An 18,665-nucleotide genomic window follows, 5' to 3' on the forward strand; every position below is an offset into this window, starting at 1 on the left:
TGGCCCGCCGGATTACAGTCGATTACTGGCTTCAACCAGGTCGTTGTAGGATTTCAGTACCCGCATCGGTGAACCGGTGACCGTCCAGCCCGCGCTGCTGCCATTGTTTTCCATCAGCCCCTGCTCGCCGTGACTGTAAGGTGTTTTGTCGCGCACGCGCCGCATCCTGTCTTTGCAGTCTTTCAGGAACGTGCTGGCGCTGGTCTGGAAGACTGACCAGCTCACCGGTTTGCCGGGCTCGCTGGCGGTGGCGCTGGCTGACTCCTCTACCAGCGCACCGTAGGCGTCGATTGCCTTCGTTGCCGCGGTCACATCGGGAGCATCAGCGCTGAGCTGGGCGGCTAACAGTTTCCCCTGGCTGACTAATGCCAGACGGAAGTAGGGTGAGTGTCGTCCCTGTGTTTTTTCAATCTCAATAAGCTGTGCATCAGTCAGCCTGACCGTTTCCTTTTCCACTTCGTCACCGTAGACGTCGCTGGACTTGATAAAGCGCCCGTAGGCCATCATCAGCGGCTGGTGCATTTGCTTGCCCCTGGCGAAGCCGTCGTCCTTGTAGTCTTCCTGGCTGTAATATTGATGAGCCTGCGAGACCAGTGGTACCAGTGCGGTGAGTTCTGACAGGTACTGTACCGCAGCGGTGTCCAGCGCCGGCAGGGCGGGTTTGGCCCGCGAGGCCTCGCCAATGGCTTTGGTGCAGCTGTCCAGCTCGTAAGCGGTCAGATCGCCCGGCACGTTGACGGTGCGTTCTTTACCTGTGGGGCCCTTATCCAGGTCATGGATCCAGCTGACATAGCGCTGCGCGCTGTTACGGGCCGCGCCATCGGCGGTATTGAAGCAGCTCACATAGGCGTTTAACTTGGTCGCCAGCTGCGCGTTGGCATCTTCCTTAAAGGCCGCAGTCCCGGCGGGTTGCACCGGCTTTTCTTCTGTGGTTTCACTCTGGTCACAGCCGGCTAATGGCAGCAAAAGTGCCGTCGTTAACATCCCACGCAATACCGTCTTTCTTGCTTTCTGAAACACACCCGCTCCTTAGTCAGTGAACGTAATCAAAAGGTTACCATCTTAAAAATCACCTAAAGCTTAGCGGATTTACTCACAAAAGAACCTTTTATCTTTCGGCTGAGGGAACCCTCAGGCGGGCAAGAACGTTTTCTTCCCGGTCATTTTAATTCGCCGCCTGACAGCTTCATCATAAACAAGGTCTGACCCTCTTTCTGAATAATTTCCTGCCCCTGAAAGCGTGTCAGGTCACCAAATATATCATTCTGATAATGCAGGTCATCGAATATTGTTTCCCGGGGGCCGCGTACAGGGTAGCGCTCATCTGAGAGGCTGCGGTTTTTTCTGGCAATATATTTAAGGTGGCGGGCCGTTCTTTCATCCAGGTGCTCGCTGACAACGCCGCCCTGGAACTGCATACACCATACGGGCGTTTTATTTTTAGAAATGATTATCTGGCCGTAAATATTTCGCCTTTCGGTAAAGTAATTTCGGTATGAGTAACTGTTACTGTGATACTCAATCAGCTGCATATCATTATAAGCAGAGTCTTTAATGATAAGTTTTTCCGGGTAGCTGAACAGAAAACGGTTTGCCTCTATCAAAAACTTTTTCATTTAACCTTCCTTATCTTTAAATGAACGGTGCCGCGATAAAACCTCGCTAAGGCGGGTGTTCCCCTCTCGCTCTGGCGGTAAAGGCTCGCTGTGAGTGAGAGAGGGATTTTAATTTGTTACCGTTAAATTGGCATCCCCTGACGGCGGATTTCCTGTCGCTGACTGAAACAAAACGATCGTTCACGGCATCCTGTCGTAGAGGGTTATTTCAGTCGATTTTATGGATATTTTTCTGCTTATGGCCTGATTATTTCCCTTAAGTGAGGGTGTTCTGTTGTGTAAAAGCGTTAAATCTTTTCGGGTTTTTCAATGCAATATGTAACATTTGCCTGTTTATTATCAATTTGATTTAAATCAGGGGTGATATGACGGTAAAAAGCCGGGCGAATATATCCCTTTTCTGGTGGCAAGCAGAGGGCGGGGAATGGCGAACAGGTTCAGGACGCTGGCGTCACCCGACAGCGCTGATTGGCAGAGGCGTGACGATGGCTAAGACGGCTATGCCAGATATAAAAATAAACAGTGTAGGTATATTCGTGCTGATTTCAGCGGCATGGCAGATTAACAGAATAGTGTTGATGAATGATTGAAATGATGACCCGAATAAATAAACGATTCATATAACATATCAACGTTAAGGTTATTTCAGCCATAAAAGGGCGGTCATCCGATCGGAGCCTGCTGATAATATCAGCTCTCCTCGTCAATCCAAAGGAAGGACTCTTTATGACCCCGTATGAAGAAAAACTATTAGCTGATGAAGCGAAATACTGTTCCCATGGTGATACGGTGCATTATGTCACGACGCCAAAAATATTTAACAGCTGCAAGGGGAGCTATCTCTTTGATGCGGAGGGAACGCCGTATCTGGATCTTCAGATGTGGTATTCCGCGGTTAATTTTGGCTATGCCAACCCCCGGCTGGACAATGTGCTGAAACGGCAGATTGACGTGCTGCCGCAGATTGCCAGCCAGTACCTGCATCCGACCAAGGTTGAACTCAGTAAAGTCATCGCGCAGGATATGGCGCGTAAGTTTGGTCTGTCCGGACGCGTTCACTATAACGTGGGGGGCTCACAGTCCGTTGATGATTCTCTGAAACTGGTGCGCAACTACTGCAACGGTAAAAGCCGGATGTTTGCCTTTGAAGGGGGTTACCATGGCCGTAGCCTCGGCGCATCGTCCATTACCTCCAGTTATCGCTACCGACGTCGTTTTGGTCATTTTGGTGAGCGTGCCCAGTTTATTCCTTTCCCATATCCCTTCCGGCGGCAGAAAGGCATGACGGCAGAAGAGTATGGCGAAAAGCTGATTGCCGACTTTGCACGCCTGTTTGAAAACGAGTATCACGGCGTATGGGATCCTAAGGCCAGCCAGTCTGAGTTTTCCGCTTTTTATATCGAGCCGGTGCAGGGAACCGGTGGCTATGTGATCCCACCACGCAACTACTATAAAGGACTTAAAAAGGTGCTCGACGAGCACGGGATCCTGCTGGTGGTCGATGAAATCCAGATGGGCTTTTATCGTACCGGTAAACTGTGGTCAGTCGAGCATTTTGGCATCACGCCCGATGTCCTGGTGTTTGGTAAGGCATTAACCAACGGCCTGAACCCGCTGGCCGGTATCTGGGCGCGTGAGGAGATGATTAATCCCGTCACCTTCCCCGTAGGATCAACGCACTCGACCTTTGCTTCTAATCCTCTGGGAACCGCCGTCGGACTAGAGGTGATGCAGATGCTGGCGGAAAAAGACTACGAGAAACAGGTTATGGAAAGCGGGGCCTGCTTCCTTGACGGACTGAAGTCACTGCAGCTGCGTCATCCGGAAATCGGTGACGTGGACGGGCTGGGTCTGGCGCTGCGTGCTGAACTCTGTACCGCAGATGGGTTTACCCCGAACAAAGCGCTGCTGGACAAGATGGTGGATATCGGGCTGTCAGGTACGCTGGATTATCAGGGCCAGAAAACGGGCCTGGTACTGGATGTGGGGGGCTACTATAAAAATGTGATCACCTTCGCGCCTTCACTGGAGATCAGTCGTGCTGAAATTCATCAGGCGATTGAACTGCTGGATCAGCTGCTGGTGCGGGCTAAAAAAGCGCTGTAAAACCCCTGCGCCCGATGCTCACCGGGCGCATTGACTGCTGCTGCCCGGGAACGTCCTCCTGCATCAGCTGGCAGTGGGCCGTGACCGGGCCGCTGCGTCTTTTGCCAGACACAGGATACCCAACAGGATCAGCACGCCGCCGAGGGTTTTGCTCAGCGTGAGGCGATCGTTAAACAGCCACACCGATATCAGCGTCACGGAAACAATATCAAGATGTGATGCAGCAAACGCAGGGCCGACGGGGACCTTTCTGAGCAGTGTCATCCAGGTATAGAAAGCGCCCGCATAGCCCGCAAAGGCAATATAGAGCCAGACCTGCGTAAAGAGGCGGTACAGCCATGCCGCATCCAGCGTCAGCGGAGAAGCGGCGATCGCCGTGTACTTGAAACCCACCTGTGCCAGCGTATCAAACACCATCAGGGCTAAAAAACCCAGCAGGTAAACGTGTTTCATCATCCTGTTCCTACGGCCAGTACGCCCAGCGCGATCAGCAGTATCCCGGTTAAGCGCCATGGACTTAAGCGCTCCTTAAACCACATCCGGCCCGCAACCATAATCACCACCACATTGATGGCTCCCAGCATAACGCCGAGGGACAGCGGCACCAGCGTTAAAAAAGCCAGCCAGAGGATAAACTGCAGCACGTAACAGCTTGCGCCCAGCCAGATCCAGCCATGGCCGACCATATGACGCCAGAAGGCGAGGCCGCTAAAGCGGGCGCTGTTGTGCGAGGCGGCTTTAAAGCACAGCTGGCCGCCGGTATCGACCAGCACGTTCAATAGCCATAACAGCAGCACCAGTTGACTCATGTTATCAGGCGCATTACGCCGGAGTACCGACGGTGGTCTGTAGCGATAAGGGGGCTGGCCTGCGGATGTTCTGGGTGTCGGTCTGCCGCTGAATAAATCTGAGCGTGCGGGCGATCAGTTCTGCGCGGTCGTTATCGATGGTGATCATGTGATAGCTGTTCTTTAACAGCGTCAGATCCACCTGTCCGCTGACCCGATCGCGGATCAACAGCGCATTGCGGCGGTGAGCGATATCGTCATTTTCAGCGTGAAGTACGAGACAGGGCGCGACAACCTGCGGAAGCGCCCGGCGAACGCTGCGCGACAGGGCCATCATTTCATTCAGTGAGGGCCACGGATTTCCCGGCAGCCCGGCGACCGCGCTGTCCTCCTCCTGCATGCTTTTGGCGATGCGGCGTCGCAGAACTTCATTACAGACACCGTAAGGTTCTTTTTCGTTGAACATGCGGTGACGGCCCAGATGGAGGAACGCGGCGAGCGGCAACAGGCAGGGGGCGGCCCAGCGTGAAATGACAGGGATGCTCCAGCCGTCATAGCGGAACGTCGCGCTGTAGGCCAGCACGCCGTTTACCGGAAATTCAGAGGCATATTTTAGCGCCAGCACGGCCCCCATTGACAGCCCGCCTACCACCAGGCAGTCCACCTGCTGCCGCAGCTTGTGAGCCGCATTAATGACGCTCTGATACCAGTCCTGCCAGCGAGTGGCGATAAGATCGTCAATGCTGCCGCAGTGGCCCGCCAGCTGTACGGCACAAACGGTATGGCCTGCCTGGTTCAGTTCACGCGCCACGCCGCGCATTTCATTTGGCGTGCCGGTCAGGCCGTGGATCAGCAGCACGCCGGTCTTGCTGGTACCGGGCAGCAGAAAGCCATGTTGCTCAGTCATGCGTTCTCCACGGCATCAGCGGATTAAAGGCGCGGTATCCGCTGTCGCTGCCAGTCGTCTGCAGCCAGCGTGACAGCGCGGGAACGGCATCACTGAAATCGTGAAACGGCGTACAGGCAATGCCCTGGCGGCGGCACTCATCAATTAACGTCCCTTTTGCCAGCACGTGGTCAGCCTGGCCCGCGACGCAAAAATCAGAGCGCCCGTCACCCACCATCAGGACGCGGCCCGTAACGGTTTTAGCCACGGCACACTTGCAGACGCCGCTGGCGCGTCGGCAGTCAGGGGCGGCCCAGGGGAGGTGAAGCCGCCAGCGGCGCTCGCTCTGCTGCTCCAGATGGTTAGCGATGACCGTTAAATGACCCAGTTCGTGACGGTCGAGAATATGCTGAATAGCGTAATCCAGCCCGTCACTCACCACGGTCAGCGGAACCGCACAGCGCCGGGCTACGGCGACAAAATGTTTAAAAGCGGGATCGATGCGGATAGTGCTCAGGCAGCTATCCAGCTCCTGCCGTGACATATCCAGCAGGGCAATCTGCCCGGACATACACTCCGCTGAGCCGGTTTCCCCTGTCAGCCACTGCTGTTCCAGTTTTTCCCAGCCGGGCAGCGCGAAGCGTTCCAGCAGGGTGTCCGTAATATCTTCAGGGCTAACCGTTCCGTCGAAATCACATAAAATGGTCCAGGGCAGGGCACCATTATCCTCGTGAGAAAGCCTGGTCGTCATACATACACCTATTTATCAGCACAGGATCGTAAGCAAACGTCGTCATCGAAATGAAAACTCACTGCATGTTAAGGGGCGGGTGATAAATGAAGAGTCAACAATAGAAACCCACGCAGGCTATTTCATGGCAGGGGATTCATCGGGTGATGAAATAGCATTTTTTCGCCTCGTCATTGCCTGATATAAACGTTTTTCGTGGCGGTGGCATTTATTGTGAAGAACGGAGTGCCTGATTAATTAAGCGGGCTTCGGTATTGCGGCGGCGTCAGAAAATAGAAGGCGTGTTTGTTAAAATCGTCCATGACGGGCTGTCTGTAATCTCGGGGCGACATTTATTTCGTGGCCAACCCCGTCTCTGTGCTGCTCAGGTTATATCGGGGTAACGCTGACCGACACGTTCCAGCCCAGTAAATAGAGCGCCTGTTCTAATGTCTCAATCTTCGAGGCGTGCTCCACATCTAACAGCCTGTCTATCTGCGCTCCCTTCATGCTGAGCTTTCGCGCAAGGTCAGCTTTGCGGGTGCCGGTCTGGATCATGGCGTTGTGTAATGCCGCTTTCAGGCAGGTCAGAACGGGAAGATGAACGATAAACTCGCCCTCGACGGCGGCGGAGGGGGTGGGGAGGGGCAGGCGTGCATCAATAATGTCACCGATGGCTGCCGTTAATGCCTCGCTTGCTTCAAGCTCAATATCTTCCTCTGTGAAGGCCACTGCGTCTGATGTGTCGAAATCCCGAAAGCGGATTTCATAGGTATCGCTTTCTTCGTCACAGAAAAATGAAGCCGGATAATTGAACATAGAATGCCTGTTGGTTTGCGCCCGAAAGGGCTGTTAACTTAGCGCCAGCGTTGTGAGTAAAAATACTGATGCTGTGTGCAGATAAGTGGAACGTTTAAAACAATATACCTTGCTTTCCTACCATACGTGACTATTCTCTCTGATAATAAAATCAGCGCCACAACTGCCTCTTACGTTCGCAGCTTGATAACTTTCGTCATGGTATTCATGATGACCTCTGATTTTGACATCACACGTTACCAGCACCCTCAGACGGAACCGCGTACATGCTATTCACCCTCGTTTACCGTAGCCACGTTGCAGAAAATTTTCCCCATAAAGACATTGAATCCATGGTTTTCAAGGCTAATAAGGTCAATCAGTCACTGGATATTACCGGGATCTTACTGTTCAACGGGACACATTTCTTCCAGCTTCTTGAAGGGCCAGAGCAGGCAGTTATCCACCTGTTCGAGGGCATCTGTACGGACGGTCGCCATCACAATGTGGTCGAGCTGATGCGTGATTATGCGCCGTCAAGACGCTTTGGCAATACGGGCATGGAACTCTTCGATTTGCGGGAAAATTTCCGTGGCGACGTGCTTCAGGCGGTGCTCGAGCGCGGGACCTCGCTTCATCAGCTCAATTATCACGACCGTGCTTTGCACTTTCTGCGGACGTTCGTCTGTTCGCATGAAAGGGAAAACTACTTCGAATTACCACCTGAAGGGTCGTGGAAGTTTGTCAGCGAAGGCGAAGTGTTAAGACTTCCCGCTGAGTCTGCGGAAGACCACACGTTTGCTTTCCAGCCGGTGGCCGACCCGCTCTCGCAGCGAGTGACAGATGTCGAAGCCCGGCTGCGGACTCCGGCTGGCGACGGTGCAGAACGCTATTTTTCAGGCATGACGGCTGAAGCCATGTGCCAGGCGGATATCGCCTCAAAGGAGACGGCATTCCGTCTGGCAAAATCGCTCGGGCTTGGCAGCCAAAGCCTGTGCGTGAACGTCTCGTCACTGGCGCTGGTGACCGAGCCCGGAGCCACCGATACTTTACTCAGTGCGGCGAAACGGCACGGGCTGATACCGGAACAAATCGTGGTGGGGATCACCGAGAACGAAGTGGTCACTGATACGGCCGCGCTGTCCGTCGCCATCAGGGCGCTCCGTTCGGCCGGAATGCGTCTGGCTATCAATGATTTTGGCTCCGGTGCGGGCGGCCTGCAGATGCTTGCCCGCCTGCAGCCTGAGAGAATTAAAATTGATGCTGAACTGGTGCGTGATGTTCACGCCAGCGGTCCGAAACAGGCGATTATTCAGGGACTGCTGCGCAGCTGCCAGGCGCTGGAGATCGCGGTGACCGCCTCTGGCGTCAGTAAACCTGAAGAGTGGATGTGGCTGGAAGCGGCTGGCGTCAGCAGTTTTCAGGGCGATCTTTTCGCCCCGCCTGAGCTTAACGGATTGAACCCGGTGGCCTGGCCTGAGCCGGTGTAAGCCGGTGTTATCATCTGCGTTCACCAGGGCCTGATAAAGTCTGCCGGTGTGACGCCCATCCTGTGGCGAAACATGGCAATAAAGGCCGAGGGGTCGTTGTAATCCAGCTGTGCAGAGACATATTTTACACTTCGGCCCTCCTGCAGCAGACGGAGGGCTAGAATGACTTTTTTTCTCAGTTTCCACTCGTTGAAGGCAATACCCGTGGCCTGAGAAAAGCGCCGGGAGAGCGCCCGTTCGCTCAGGCCCAGCCTCTGTGACCACTGCTTCAGGGACAAAAGCGGACTGCCATCCTGATTCATTTCGGCGGTCATCAGCGCCACCAGCCCATCCTCTCCCGACCCCATGGGCAGATAGCAGGTAAAGGCCTCGCACAGGGCCAGCTGCTCAATAAACACTTTCACCAGCGAACGGTCTGCCCGGCTAACCGGATGCCCGATCTCCCGCAGAGAAAAGTCGTGAAGAATAGCGCGGGTAACCAGGTTCAGTTTAAGTGCGGTCGCCCTTTCAGGTAATGACAAACATAAAGGCGGCGCAATATTCACGATAATATAGTGTATATCTGTTTTCGCCACGGACTGATGTGTTGTCTGCGGTGGCAGCCACAGCGCATATTCCGTGGTGGACAGATAGACGGATGATGAAGCCTGTATTTCGGCCACCCCGCTAACGGAATACATCACCTTTCCCCACGGAAGGCTTCTTTCAGGAAATAAGGTTCCCGCAGGCCAGTATTTGCGGCGAAACCAGATTGTTTTCGGTAGCATCCCGGAAAATAATGACTCCGTATCCACGCTGGTCTCCCGCTGTGATGAATAAAATGGCCGCTAATCATAACAGGCCGTCCTGCTTACGGCATTTATCAAAATATGCCCGGCGTTATCCTGTACGGGTAAGTTTTATTTATCCACGAGGAGAAACCTGTGTCTGGAAAAATGATTGATCTTTCTGTGCCGCTGATGAGCGGAATTCATTCTGACCCACCGATGTTTCTGCCGGAAATTGACTATGTGGATCACCAGGCCGGTGCGGTTCAGCTGGCCGCCTCGTTCACGGGAGTGCAGCCCGGCGACCTGCCGCATCACGAAGGGTGGGCGGTTGAGTTTGTCCGCATGAGTACGCATGCCGGGACGCACATGGATGCCCCTTACCATTATCACTCGCATATGGAGGATGGCACGGCGTCTAAAACCATTGATGAGATCCCGCTGGAGTGGTGCATCGGTCCCGGTGTGAAGCTTGATTTCCGGCACTTTCCTGACGGTTATGTGGTCACCGCCCAGGATATCAGGATGGCGCTGAACCACATCGGACACGTCCTGAGCGCAGGGGATATCGTGCTGGTGAATACTGCCGCAGGAGGGCGCTATGGCCAGCCTGACTTCCTGTCATCAGGCTGTGGGATGGGAAGAGAAGCAACGTTGTTTCTGACCGGATGCGGGGTTCGCGTGGTGGGCACGGACGCATGGAGCTGGGATGCGCCTTTCTGCCATACGGCGGAAACCGTTCGCCAGACGCGGGATGTTTCTCTGATCTGGGAGGGGCATTTTGCGGGTAGCGTCCGGCCTTACTGTCAGATTGAAAAACTGGCTAACCTCGATCGGCTGCCGGCGCGAGGTTTCACCGTAATCAGTTTACCGGTCAAGGTGTATAAAGCGTCCGCAGGCTGGACGCGGACCATCGCTATTATCTAATGTCAGGGAGAAAATGATGTCACGTATTACCTTATTCAGCATGGAACGTTTAACCGCTGCTGAGCGGGAACAGTACGCCCGCTTTCCGGCCAATCTGACGCTGGGATTATTAAGAACGACGTCCTCTGCCCGGGGATATCTTTCCCTCGGCGCGTCTTTTCCTGCCGGGAAACTGGAGGACAAAGATCGCGAGATGGTGATTATGCGTGTCGGCGCGCTGAGCCATAGCGCCTACGAGCGTATGCAGCACTATCCGTTAGCGTTAAAAGCGGGCTGGAGTGAGGAAGAGATTCATAATATTGAACGCGGGGTGGTGAACGGTCAGAGAAACAGTGCCATTCTCAGTTTTGTCGATGAGTGTGTTAACCAGGTGAAAGTTTCCGCCAGCACGTTCCGTTCCGTGGCGGAATACTATGACGACACGCAGCTCGCTGAACTGACGCTGCTGATTGGACATTATATGATGACGGCGCGATTCCTTGAGACGCTGGAGATTGATCTGGACGACAAGGCCACCCCCTGGGATCGGATGTCCGTGTAGGCAGGTCACGGCAAGCGCGGGCCCGTGGGACGCGCTTGCCGGCCACGCCCGCTCTCTGTCAGGCGGCTTTACTGCTGCGTCGAATCAAGACAAGTGCGTCAGTCAGCCGCGCTTTATCGGCATTGGTCAGGTGGGGGGCATGCAGTAACGTGGCAATTTCGGCCCGATCTTCACCGCTAAACCCCCCGGCCAGCAGACGCTGCGCAATCGCCTCCAGTATGCGTTTATCCTGAACGGAGATCGACGTTCTGACCTCCTCCAGGCTTCGGGACGGGGTGGCAGAGCCCGGCTGAGATAACCAGTCTGCGAAATAACGATACTGAATGGCTTTGGCGACATCCATTTGCGCCTGAATAAAAGGCATCACCGAGGCCGGATCCAGCTGGGCGGCCTCCGCCTGTTTCTGAGCAAGCGACAGAACTTTTTCTTCCCTGCCCCGATCCTCAACGGGCAGGTGGTGAGTGGCTTTGTAGCTGGCCACCTCTTTCATATCCAGCATGCGCTGATTCATCGCCGACGTCAGCGAAGACATGGCACTGGCGGTTGAGGAGGCCGCAAAAACAGATCCGGCCATCATTAACGATGTGATTAACAGAAGGAGGTAGGGCATAGATCTCTCTTTATCGGTGATGGATTCAGAGCGTTCAGCTTACACGATGAATAGTACCGGTTGGTGACAGTTTCATTGCCGGTTGTCCTGGTTATCCTCAGAATCGGCTGAAAGTTAACCGGATTGCATCACTTTTATAAGAAAGCCCCGGGGCCAGGCGCTGTCTCCTTGATCCCTGGCAGGGAGGTTACGTATTTCCCCGATTCAGGCCAGCAGCCACGGCCAGAAGTAACGCGGCCGCCGCCAGCCCACAGGCCAGCCAGAGTGTATCTGTCAGAGCCAATCTATCGACGATCTGCCCTCCGATCCAGGCTCCCAGCGCAATCCCGGCATTGAATACCCCGACATACAGCGCAGCGGCAATCTCCACGGCGCGGGCGGCGGCTTTCATCATCCAGGTCATCAGTCCGACCGAAAGCCCACCGTAAGCCAGCCCCCAGAAGATGACCACACCACTTCCCCCCGTGACCGATTGCCCGGCGGTAATAAACAGTAACGGCGTTAATACCAGCCCTGCCGCCATCACTATCAGGGTAAATATCGTATAGCGTGCTGCGGTGATACCCGCCAGAAAGTTACCTGCAACGCCAGCGATACCGTAGGCGAACAGGATGGCACCTATCCCCTGCGTATCAAATTCTGACACTGAGATCAGGAGCGGGCGCACAAAGGTAAAGGCAACGAAATGGCTTGTTACGAGTAGTAAGGTCAGGAACACGCCCGCTTGTATTTTGCGGTTGCCAAGCAGAGCAATGAACTGGCTAAGGTTAGCCGAACCTGTAACGGGTAATGACGGAATCACCGCAAGGTGGAGTGCCAGCACCAGTGCGCTGAAAAGGGTCATGATGCCAAATGCCCAGCGCCAGCCAATAACATCGCCAATAAACGCCCCCAGGGGAACGCCCAATACCGATGCAGCAGCAACACCACCGAAGATGATGGCGGTTGCCAGGCCAATAGCCTTTTCCGGAACCAGACGCGAAGCAAGCCCCCCCGCGATGGCCCATATCCCACCCATGCAGAAGCCGAGCAGGATGCGGGCGGCGAGCATCACCATCAGATTAGGTGCCAGCGCGGAGGTAAGGTTTGCCACAACCAGCAACGCCAGCAGGCCACACAGTATCCACCGGCGATCTGTTCCACCCGATGCAATGACGACGAATGGCGCAAATAAAGCGGCCAGCAAGGCGGGCAGGGAGATCATCAGACCTGCGCTTCCTGTGGTCATGTTGAGCGTACCGGCGATGGCGGTCAGCAAACCCACCGGGAGCATTTCTGTTGTCACCACAGAGAACGTCGCCAGACCAACGGCGAAAACCGCGGTCCAGGGGGGGGCTTCCCCTGAATCACAGCGTCATTGCCTGGCGTCCATGCGGGGCCTGATTCACGATCTGGTTCAGCAAGGTGTGGTGGAAGATGTCGACCCAGAGGGATTGGCCTCTCTGATTTACGGGAGTCTGGCAGAAGCGGCATTCTGGATTGCTGACGGTGATGAGAGCAATACGAAGCTGACACAGGGCATTACCGCGCTGAACCTGCTACTTCGCGGATTGCGACGGACTGGCTGAAAATCAGGCTGACATGCACGGGGAGGGGGCCGCGACTGGCGACAAGCGATCATCAAGGCGTGTTGACCCGCGTTGATCGCAGAGTGGACGTTAAATTTCCTGGTGCCTTTTAGACGATGTGTCTGTCCCAGTCACTGAATAACTGTTCCATAATCATTAAATATTTTCATCAACAGCACCCTGGGTATTCCTTTTGCGGAGATTCTGAAACTCGTGCTCAGGCGCGAGGCAATAATAGCGGAGGTAAGTTTGTTACCGTCATAGGCAATGGTCATCTGCTTTCCGATGTTCTGCCGGGTCATGGTCGATAATTTCTTCCCACATTCATCAGTGAATTTCATGATGATATTCTCATTGTCCACTTCATCTGCCTCAACATATTCAATGGACTCTACACATCCAGAGTTGAAGGACGTCTTTTCCCCTGAGATCGAAAAATCAAAATCGCCTTTTGCTGCAACCGATGTCAATGGGATGAGTGCTACGATTAACAACGCTCCAGCTTTGATATACATCATCATCTCCTTGTTTTTTATAAAATTATTAATTAATCCTAATGAAAGGCAGCCAATCTGCTTCCCATAAATTAGCATATCGCAATTTCAGCAACATCAGTTCCTGGCACAAAGCAGGTATACACCTGCCGTAATGTCCGCTTAGAGCGAAGAGCGGACATTATGTCTTAGAGAAGGTTTGATAAAATGGCGTTCGATCCGAACAGTTATCATTATCCGGCGATGAGCAATCAATCAAAGGCCGAATATAGCCTCAATTTCTATCGAGAGGTCAGGTGAGAAGAGGCGGCTGACTTCCACGAGCGAGCTGGCGGGCAGGTGATCACCGTAATTTCGGTACAGCACGTTGCGTAGCCCGTTTATCTCCTCAAAAGAGGTGATGAATATAGTCACTTTGATCAGTGCTGAAAAATCTATCTCTTCTGTGCTGGCAATTTTCCTGATTTGGCTGAATATTTCTTCAGCCTGCTCAACAATACCTTCATGCTGTGCCGCTGTGCCAAACGCGGTCAGGCCGGAAATATAGAGCGTGTTGCCATGCTTTACTGAATGGACGTACGGCGCTTTTACTTCACCTAACGCACTGTAATTTTTTCTTACCAGATGACTCATGCCGATGGCCTTTTTGAAAGGGAACACGCCACAATTCTACCACTCCACTGTGAATGCTCAACGTTGATTGGCGTATCGTAAAGTATGCCATGTCCGCTTCTGGCGCAGGGCTGCTGTGACAGCCCAAAAAATCGTAGACTGCAATGCCCGGATAACGGACTGTGCTTTCCAGTTTCTTATAGCCCAACAGAAGCTGGAGCAGCCGGTGATTCTTGGTTTTCTTATAAAGCAGGTGAGGTTTTGTTCTTCTTATGGAAGGTGTGCTGCACAGCGAATCTTCGGGGCCAGACTTTGCTGCCGGTCCATGAAAAATGCGATTGTATTGTCGGGTTAGCGATGTTGGCAAGATGTGCAGTGCTGATGTGATGTATATTTAATTTTATTTATTAAAATCAATAATTTATTCCTGGCAAACGACGGGCTTTTCAAAGGCGGTCTGATCAAATGAACAAGTTGAAATGGGGGGTTATGGTCTGGCTGCTTGCTCGCGTACAAGCATGCGTACCTGCTTACCACGATAGTTAACATGAGTTTGAAACTGGAAACCAAAGCGTTCAGCTAAATAATTTGAACGTTTGTTTTCTTCATCAATAATACAGCACACTGGCGAGGAGAATGTCCTGTCGGCCCATAGTAAAATTGCGGTCAGTGCTTCAGACGCATAACCGTTGCCACGAACTTCTGGAATCAACGTCCATCCAGCTTCAGGGTATTGCAACTCAGGCGAGATATCACGATGCGCATCCTGAAATCCAAACGCACCAGCATAACGGCCTGTCTTTTTTTCAAACACTGCCCAGTAGCCATACCCTAACGCCTGCCAGTGCCCGATATAACGTAATAAGCGGGTCCATACCATTTCAGCCGTTGGATTTTCTCCGCCATTAATCTTCGCCATTTCAGGCGTCGCCCAGCATTCTCTGAGCGCCGGGAAATCATCAAGTGTAAATTGCTTTAAAATCAGGCGTTCTGTTTCAAGTTGAGGTGCTTGCTGTGTCATCATTATTTCTCCTTATCTTAGCGCCAGAGTTTGGCTAATATTGACCACCTTGCACAGCTCTTTTTCCAAAATTCATATAACGGGAGTAACGTCCGCTTCTGGCACATAGCGGACGTTGTGTACACATCCCCATTACGATTGAGCGCGCTGAATGCTAAGTTCATAAACTACGCAGGGCACATCGTAATGCTGTTCTATTGCTTTGTAAGTCATGCCTAATCGCTGCATCACTCGCTGAGAGGGCGCATTTTCAGGGTCAGCAACAGCCACTAAATACGTTGCGCCTCTCTGCTCTGCCGCGAAATCAATAATCGCTTTAGCCGCTTCTGTTGCATAGCCTTTACCATTCTGTTCTGGGATGAGCCGCCAGCCAATCTCTAAGGGGGCACCCTCAACGTTTGCCAGGTATTGGAGGCATGCTGCCCCAACAACGGCCCCGGAAGCCTTCTCTTTGATAGCCCACCACGAAAACCCATATTTCTGCCATCGGGCCTGAACACGCCTGATACTTTCCCAGGTCTCTTCTGGGGTTTTAACAATACCCTTGCTGATATACCGCATCACACCGGAATTGTTATCCATCAGCCTTAAGCCTTCGTAGTGTGAATCATGATAGGGTTCAAGCCTTAAACGCGTAGTTTCTAAATTCATCTGACCATCCTTTTTACTTGAAGGCATTACTTTCGGTGAACCTCTCCCCATAAATCAATCTGGCACGATGTCAACAACGTCCACGCCGGGCACAAAGCTGCGTTTAGAGAGCGCATATCAGCTATGATCGTGAAGCAAACTATGATTAACATAAAAGCATTACTGATAATATTCGGGCATGTCCGATATTGTTCAACGTGTTGATTTAAATTATAAAAGGCTTTTAATGGATACGATTGATGAAGTAAAGGCGAAATATCCCGGCGCGAATAGCTGGCAAATGGGTGACAGTCCTGAACTGGCCGACGAACTCGCCACCCTTATTACAAAAGGGATCAAAACAGCCTCATGTGGATCTTTTGCCTCTTATCAGCAGGAAGAACCCGCCCCGAGGATAGGGAGTTATAACATCATCCTTGATGGTCAGGATGTACCGGTATGCGTTATCCGATTGGTTTCGATGCGGCTGGTGCGTTTTTGTGATGTCACCGGGGCGTTTGCCCGAAAAGAGGGCGAGGGCGATTTAAGCCTCGAATACTGGCGAAAAGAGCATCAGCGATTTTTTACCCGGGAAGGTTATTTTGCTGATGATATGGAGCTGATCACCGAAGAATTCGAGGTGGTTGAGGTTCTGTGAACCTGACCCACTTAAAAAAAACAGGTGTCCCGCCCTTGTCTCTGAGGTGAGCCCCCCTTTGCTCTGGTGGGCAGGTGCAGGCCCGACGATACACTTTTTGGAAGCCATTATGGATAAGAAAGCCAGGAACATCCTCTTTAAAACGTATTGGGGCAGCAGCGGCTGGCTCTCTGAATACAAGACCGATCCCGAAGACTTTGTTTATGCCAGGGCCCGGGGAGTGATGTTCGATCCGGTCAACGTGACCCACGACGATGGTCTGCAAACAATTCTGGCAATAGTGAAACGGATGCCGCCCACCAAAGCGTCGCACGCTTTTCTGTCCAGCCTGTCCACAAAAAGACTCGACTGGCGGTCAGGCGTCGCCTCATACCATCTCGCCCGTCAAATGAGCCCACATCAATACACGCCGGTGGTCAGCGGGCAAAGTTTTAGCCCGGACGGTGCCATATGCAACACGAGCCATACATGCTCCGTGTGCCGGGACGTCGTCCCCGGGCTGACGATTGGTGCTGAACGGTACAGGAATGAGGACCTCAACATCCTCAATTTCGAACGACTGAAGTGGGGCGGTGTCCGTCACGGCCAACTGATCTACACATGGTTCGATCTGCAGGCGCTGGACGCTGCCGACATTCCCGACCCGACGGATGAGGACATCGTGATCCTTGAGCGCATCCTCTCGACGATCGCATCAAGCCAGCCGGGCGATCATGCCGGTACGCTCGAAAAGCGACTGGCGGCCGCCGTTAAATCGTCAAAGAACGAGCGACGTACCATCATCAATATCCTGGCCAGCCTGGACGTGCTCAGGCCCGCATCATTCGACCGCCCGGTTCACGGCAAGAGCGACTGGTCGGCGGCGGCCGCTGCATGGCGTGGGGAAGATCGCTATGACAGGGACGCTGTGCGCCTTCACTTCGGCGAATGGTTGCGCTGCTGATTCAGGCCAGCAGCCACGGCCAAAATTAACGTGGCTGCCGCCAGCCCCCAGAAGATGAGCACATCACTTCCCCCCGTGACCAATTGCCCGGCGGTAATAAACAGTAACGGCGTTAACATCAGCCCTGCCGCCATCACTATCAGGGTGAATATCGTATAGCGTGCTGCGGTGAAAGTGACCTGCAACGCCAGCGATACCGTAGGCGAACAGGAGGGCACCTATCCCCTGTGTATCAAATTCTGACACTGAGATCAGGAGCGGGCGCACAAAGGTAAAGGCGACGAAATGGCTTGTTACCCGTAATGCCGGTGCAGACGGCGGGAGGAGCCGCGCCGGTTTTGATTATCAGTAATTACCTTGCGGCCAGTCGGTGTAGCCCTGAGCCCCGCCGCCGTAATACGTTTCTTTTGGCGCAAGGGTCAGTGCGGCACCGTAACGTAGGCGCTTCACCAGATCCGGGTTGGAAATAAACAGGCGGCCAAAGGCGACGGCATCAATAATCCCCGCGTTCCGGCGGCTGATGGCCATCTCAAGGTCATAGTTGTTGTTGCCGATAAACGGACCTGTGAACTGCGCGCTCAGCGCATCCATATCTACATCGGCAGGCACGTCGCGCGAGGTGGCCGTTGCCCCCTCAACGAAGTGCAGATACGCCAGATTAAAGCGATTCAGCTGCTGGATCAGATAGCCATACATCGCCATGACGTTGCTGTCCGGCGGGGTATTACCCGCGTCAGGGGTCACCGGTGACAGGCGGATGCCAACACGTTCATTGCCCCAGATGCTGACGATCGCTTCAGTGACTTCCAGCGTCAGGCGGGCCCGGTTTTCAATAGAACCGCCCCAGGCATCGGTGCGGTGGTTAGTGGAATCGCGCAGGAACTGATCGAGCAGGTAACTGTTGGCTGAGTGTACTTCAACGCCGTCAAATCCGGCGTGCAGGGCGTTTTCTGCCGCGTGTTTGTACTGCTCAATGATCCCGGGAATTTCATCTGTTTCGAGCGCGCGCGGCGTGGAAACCGGAACAAAGCCGTTCACGGTGTAGGTCTTGCCCTCTGCTTTGATGGCAGACGGGGCAACCGGGCGCGCACCGTCAGGCTGCAGTTCCACGCTTGAAAAACGGCCAACGTGCCACAGCTGGCACACTATTTTTCCGCCCTGAGCGTGGACTGCGTCAGTCACTTTTTTCCATCCGGTGACCTGCTCTTCATTCCAGATCCCGGGCGTGGCGGCATAGCCGCGGCCCTGAGCCGAGATATTGGTCGCTTCTGAAATAATCAGACCCGCGCCGGCGCGCTGCGCATAGTAGGTCGCATGCAGTTCGTCAGGCACGCCATCCTCACCGTAACGGCTGCGGGTAACGGGCGCCATCACAATGCGGTTAGCCAGCTGAAGACTGCCCATCGTGACGGGTGAAAATAAATCGGTACGAATAGTGTTGTCAGTCATGTAAACCTCTAATTAGTTGACCGGTCGTCTA

Annotated in this window: 22 protein-coding genes and 3 pseudogenes; 8 read left to right on the forward strand and 17 right to left on the reverse strand. The window is 53.6% G+C overall.

Translation table 11 applies throughout. The features are described from left to right. Positions 1-12: 12 nt before the first annotated feature. On the reverse strand, positions 13-1,020 hold the full coding sequence (locus tag ACZ3HG_RS01025) for a YiiG family protein (protein WP_465331463.1): 1,008 nt from the start codon (positions 1,018-1,020) through the stop codon (positions 13-15). A gap of 140 nt (positions 1,021-1,160) precedes the next feature. Continuing rightward, positions 1,161-1,616: a DUF5680 domain-containing protein gene (locus tag ACZ3HG_RS01030; protein WP_244633733.1), complete on the reverse strand. Its 456-nt coding sequence runs from the start codon at positions 1,614-1,616 to the stop codon at positions 1,161-1,163. A 365-nt stretch (positions 1,617-1,981) separates the two neighbouring features. On the opposite strand from ACZ3HG_RS01030, the gene ACZ3HG_RS01035 reads away from it, so the two are divergent. Both ACZ3HG_RS01035 and ACZ3HG_RS01040 read left to right on the forward strand, forming a co-directional pair. Continuing rightward, a complete protein-coding gene (locus tag ACZ3HG_RS01035; protein WP_191934916.1) occupies positions 1,982-2,206 on the forward strand; it encodes a hypothetical protein in 225 nt (74 codons plus the stop codon). A gap of 136 nt (positions 2,207-2,342) precedes the next feature. Continuing rightward, on the forward strand, positions 2,343-3,722 hold the full coding sequence (locus tag ACZ3HG_RS01040) for an aspartate aminotransferase family protein (RefSeq protein ID WP_465331465.1): 1,380 nt from the start codon (positions 2,343-2,345) through the stop codon (positions 3,720-3,722). A 63-nt stretch (positions 3,723-3,785) separates the two neighbouring features. On the opposite strand, the gene ACZ3HG_RS01045 is transcribed toward ACZ3HG_RS01040, so the two are convergent. From ACZ3HG_RS01045 to ACZ3HG_RS01065, 5 genes are all read right to left on the reverse strand, one after another. After that, positions 3,786-4,178 (reverse strand): DMT family transporter, encoded by a 393-nt coding sequence (locus tag ACZ3HG_RS01045; protein WP_199771349.1) that lies wholly within the window; start codon positions 4,176-4,178, stop codon positions 3,786-3,788. After that, positions 4,175-4,531, reverse strand: coding sequence for a DMT family transporter (locus tag ACZ3HG_RS01050; protein ID WP_465331467.1), 357 nt, complete (start codon positions 4,529-4,531; stop codon positions 4,175-4,177). The genes ACZ3HG_RS01045 and ACZ3HG_RS01050 overlap by 4 nt, the downstream gene beginning before the upstream one ends. Before the next feature lie 13 nt (positions 4,532-4,544). Then, on the reverse strand, positions 4,545-5,417 hold the full coding sequence (locus tag ACZ3HG_RS01055; protein WP_465331469.1) for an alpha/beta hydrolase: 873 nt from the start codon (positions 5,415-5,417) through the stop codon (positions 4,545-4,547). Then, complete coding sequence (locus ACZ3HG_RS01060) at positions 5,410-6,147, reverse strand: MtnX-like HAD-IB family phosphatase (RefSeq protein ID WP_191934912.1); 738 nt, start codon at positions 6,145-6,147, stop codon at positions 5,410-5,412. Before ACZ3HG_RS01060 ends, ACZ3HG_RS01055 begins: the two co-directional genes overlap by 8 nt. A gap of 369 nt (positions 6,148-6,516) precedes the next feature. Then, a complete protein-coding gene (locus tag ACZ3HG_RS01065) occupies positions 6,517-6,945 on the reverse strand; it encodes a type II toxin-antitoxin system HicB family antitoxin (protein ID WP_465331471.1) in 429 nt (142 codons plus the stop codon). Positions 6,946-7,211: 266 nt separating this feature from the next. Between ACZ3HG_RS01065 and ACZ3HG_RS01070 the strand changes: the two genes are divergently transcribed. Further along, positions 7,212-8,414, forward strand: a complete 1,203-nt coding sequence (locus ACZ3HG_RS01070; protein ID WP_465331473.1) for a diguanylate phosphodiesterase — start codon at positions 7,212-7,214, stop codon at positions 8,412-8,414. A gap of 20 nt (positions 8,415-8,434) precedes the next feature. Here ACZ3HG_RS01070 and ACZ3HG_RS01075 read toward each other — a convergent pair whose 3' ends face one another. After that, positions 8,435-9,094, reverse strand: coding sequence for an AraC family transcriptional regulator (locus ACZ3HG_RS01075; protein WP_244636320.1), 660 nt, complete (start codon positions 9,092-9,094; stop codon positions 8,435-8,437). A gap of 243 nt (positions 9,095-9,337) precedes the next feature. On the opposite strand from ACZ3HG_RS01075, the gene ACZ3HG_RS01080 reads away from it, so the two are divergent. Then, on the forward strand, positions 9,338-10,108 hold the full coding sequence (locus ACZ3HG_RS01080; protein ID WP_465331476.1) for a cyclase family protein: 771 nt from the start codon (positions 9,338-9,340) through the stop codon (positions 10,106-10,108). A 16-nt stretch (positions 10,109-10,124) separates the two neighbouring features. Beyond that, positions 10,125-10,649 (forward strand): carboxymuconolactone decarboxylase family protein, encoded by a 525-nt coding sequence (locus tag ACZ3HG_RS01085; protein WP_191934957.1) that lies wholly within the window; start codon positions 10,125-10,127, stop codon positions 10,647-10,649. 58 nt (positions 10,650-10,707) lie between these two features. On the opposite strand, the gene ACZ3HG_RS01090 is transcribed toward ACZ3HG_RS01085, so the two are convergent. Both ACZ3HG_RS01090 and ACZ3HG_RS01095 read right to left on the reverse strand, forming a co-directional pair. After that, entirely contained in the window at positions 10,708-11,259 is a 552-nt protein-coding gene (locus ACZ3HG_RS01090; RefSeq protein WP_191934909.1) for a chorismate mutase, read from the reverse strand. A gap of 187 nt (positions 11,260-11,446) precedes the next feature. Next, positions 11,447-12,586 (reverse strand): annotated as a pseudogene (locus tag ACZ3HG_RS01095) (MFS transporter); the annotation flags it as partial. Here ACZ3HG_RS01095 and ACZ3HG_RS01100 point away from each other — a divergent pair. Next, positions 12,579-12,827, forward strand: a pseudogene (locus ACZ3HG_RS01100) (TetR/AcrR family transcriptional regulator); the annotation flags it as partial. The pseudogenes ACZ3HG_RS01095 and ACZ3HG_RS01100 overlap by 8 nt on opposite strands. Before the next feature lie 131 nt (positions 12,828-12,958). On the opposite strand, the gene ACZ3HG_RS01105 reads toward ACZ3HG_RS01100, so the two are convergent. The 5 genes and pseudogenes from ACZ3HG_RS01105 to ACZ3HG_RS01125 form a co-directional block, all read right to left on the reverse strand. After that, positions 12,959-13,342, reverse strand: coding sequence for a SecDF P1 head subdomain-containing protein (locus tag ACZ3HG_RS01105; RefSeq protein ID WP_465331479.1), 384 nt, complete (start codon positions 13,340-13,342; stop codon positions 12,959-12,961). Between the two features lie 234 nt (positions 13,343-13,576). Next, positions 13,577-13,954, reverse strand: coding sequence for a RidA family protein (locus tag ACZ3HG_RS01110; protein ID WP_191934906.1), 378 nt, complete (start codon positions 13,952-13,954; stop codon positions 13,577-13,579). Positions 13,955-14,078: 124 nt separating this feature from the next. Beyond that, positions 14,079-14,285, reverse strand: a pseudogene (locus tag ACZ3HG_RS01115) (site-specific integrase); the annotation flags it as partial. Positions 14,286-14,420: 135 nt separating this feature from the next. Then, a complete protein-coding gene (locus tag ACZ3HG_RS01120) occupies positions 14,421-14,957 on the reverse strand; it encodes a GNAT family N-acetyltransferase (RefSeq protein WP_191934905.1) in 537 nt (178 codons plus the stop codon). A 129-nt stretch (positions 14,958-15,086) separates the two neighbouring features. Next, on the reverse strand, positions 15,087-15,605 hold the full coding sequence (locus ACZ3HG_RS01125) for a GNAT family N-acetyltransferase (protein WP_191934904.1): 519 nt from the start codon (positions 15,603-15,605) through the stop codon (positions 15,087-15,089). Between the two features lie 226 nt (positions 15,606-15,831). Here ACZ3HG_RS01125 and ACZ3HG_RS01130 point away from each other — a divergent pair, with 226 nt between their 5' ends. After that, on the forward strand, positions 15,832-16,242 hold the full coding sequence (locus tag ACZ3HG_RS01130) for an ASCH domain-containing protein (RefSeq protein WP_191934955.1): 411 nt from the start codon (positions 15,832-15,834) through the stop codon (positions 16,240-16,242). Between the two features lie 109 nt (positions 16,243-16,351). Then, on the forward strand, positions 16,352-17,185 hold the full coding sequence (locus ACZ3HG_RS01135; RefSeq protein ID WP_465331482.1) for a hypothetical protein: 834 nt from the start codon (positions 16,352-16,354) through the stop codon (positions 17,183-17,185). Here ACZ3HG_RS01135 and ACZ3HG_RS01140 read toward each other — a convergent pair. Together ACZ3HG_RS01140 and ACZ3HG_RS01145 are read right to left on the reverse strand one after the other, a co-directional pair. Further along, on the reverse strand, positions 17,158-17,403 hold the full coding sequence (locus ACZ3HG_RS01140) for a hypothetical protein (protein WP_191934902.1): 246 nt from the start codon (positions 17,401-17,403) through the stop codon (positions 17,158-17,160). The two genes, ACZ3HG_RS01135 and ACZ3HG_RS01140, sit on opposite strands and share 28 nt — an antisense overlap. A gap of 127 nt (positions 17,404-17,530) precedes the next feature. Beyond that, the gene (locus ACZ3HG_RS01145; protein WP_465331484.1) at positions 17,531-18,634 is read right to left on the reverse strand and encodes an alkene reductase; all 1,104 of its coding nucleotides are present in this window, start codon (positions 18,632-18,634) and stop codon (positions 17,531-17,533) included. Positions 18,635-18,665 lie beyond the last annotated feature (31 nt).

The organism is Erwinia sp. PME.40.26/001 (assembly GCF_055556675.1).

What these genes read in the sequence shown, in the direction of transcription:
- ACZ3HG_RS01030 (WP_244633733.1), bottom strand. Translation starts at nt 1,616, where the DNA reads ATGAAAAAGTTTTTGATAGAGGCAAACCGTTTTCTGTTCAGCTACCCG.
- ACZ3HG_RS01035 (WP_191934916.1), top strand. Translation starts at nt 1,982, where the DNA reads ATGACGGTAAAAAGCCGGGCGAATATATCCCTTTTCTGGTGGCAAGCA.
- ACZ3HG_RS01040 (WP_465331465.1), top strand. Translation starts at nt 2,343, where the DNA reads ATGACCCCGTATGAAGAAAAACTATTAGCTGATGAAGCGAAATACTGT.
- ACZ3HG_RS01045 (WP_199771349.1), bottom strand. Translation starts at nt 4,178, where the DNA reads ATGATGAAACACGTTTACCTGCTGGGTTTTTTAGCCCTGATGGTGTTT.
- ACZ3HG_RS01050 (WP_465331467.1), bottom strand. Translation starts at nt 4,531, where the DNA reads ATGAGTCAACTGGTGCTGCTGTTATGGCTATTGAACGTGCTGGTCGAT.
- ACZ3HG_RS01055 (WP_465331469.1), bottom strand. Translation starts at nt 5,417, where the DNA reads ATGACTGAGCAACATGGCTTTCTGCTGCCCGGTACCAGCAAGACCGGC.
- ACZ3HG_RS01060 (WP_191934912.1), bottom strand. Translation starts at nt 6,147, where the DNA reads ATGACGACCAGGCTTTCTCACGAGGATAATGGTGCCCTGCCCTGGACC.
- ACZ3HG_RS01065 (WP_465331471.1), bottom strand. Translation starts at nt 6,945, where the DNA reads ATGTTCAATTATCCGGCTTCATTTTTCTGTGACGAAGAAAGCGATACC.
- ACZ3HG_RS01070 (WP_465331473.1), top strand. Translation starts at nt 7,212, where the DNA reads ATGCTATTCACCCTCGTTTACCGTAGCCACGTTGCAGAAAATTTTCCC.
- ACZ3HG_RS01075 (WP_244636320.1), bottom strand. Translation starts at nt 9,094, where the DNA reads ATGTATTCCGTTAGCGGGGTGGCCGAAATACAGGCTTCATCATCCGTC.
- ACZ3HG_RS01085 (WP_191934957.1), top strand. Translation starts at nt 10,125, where the DNA reads ATGTCACGTATTACCTTATTCAGCATGGAACGTTTAACCGCTGCTGAG.
- ACZ3HG_RS01090 (WP_191934909.1), bottom strand. Translation starts at nt 11,259, where the DNA reads ATGCCCTACCTCCTTCTGTTAATCACATCGTTAATGATGGCCGGATCT.
- ACZ3HG_RS01105 (WP_465331479.1), bottom strand. Translation starts at nt 13,342, where the DNA reads ATGTATATCAAAGCTGGAGCGTTGTTAATCGTAGCACTCATCCCATTG.
- ACZ3HG_RS01110 (WP_191934906.1), bottom strand. Translation starts at nt 13,954, where the DNA reads ATGAGTCATCTGGTAAGAAAAAATTACAGTGCGTTAGGTGAAGTAAAA.
- ACZ3HG_RS01120 (WP_191934905.1), bottom strand. Translation starts at nt 14,957, where the DNA reads ATGATGACACAGCAAGCACCTCAACTTGAAACAGAACGCCTGATTTTA.
- ACZ3HG_RS01125 (WP_191934904.1), bottom strand. Translation starts at nt 15,605, where the DNA reads ATGAATTTAGAAACTACGCGTTTAAGGCTTGAACCCTATCATGATTCA.
- ACZ3HG_RS01130 (WP_191934955.1), top strand. Translation starts at nt 15,832, where the DNA reads ATGGATACGATTGATGAAGTAAAGGCGAAATATCCCGGCGCGAATAGC.
- ACZ3HG_RS01135 (WP_465331482.1), top strand. Translation starts at nt 16,352, where the DNA reads ATGGATAAGAAAGCCAGGAACATCCTCTTTAAAACGTATTGGGGCAGC.
- ACZ3HG_RS01145 (WP_465331484.1), bottom strand. Translation starts at nt 18,634, where the DNA reads ATGACTGACAACACTATTCGTACCGATTTATTTTCACCCGTCACGATG.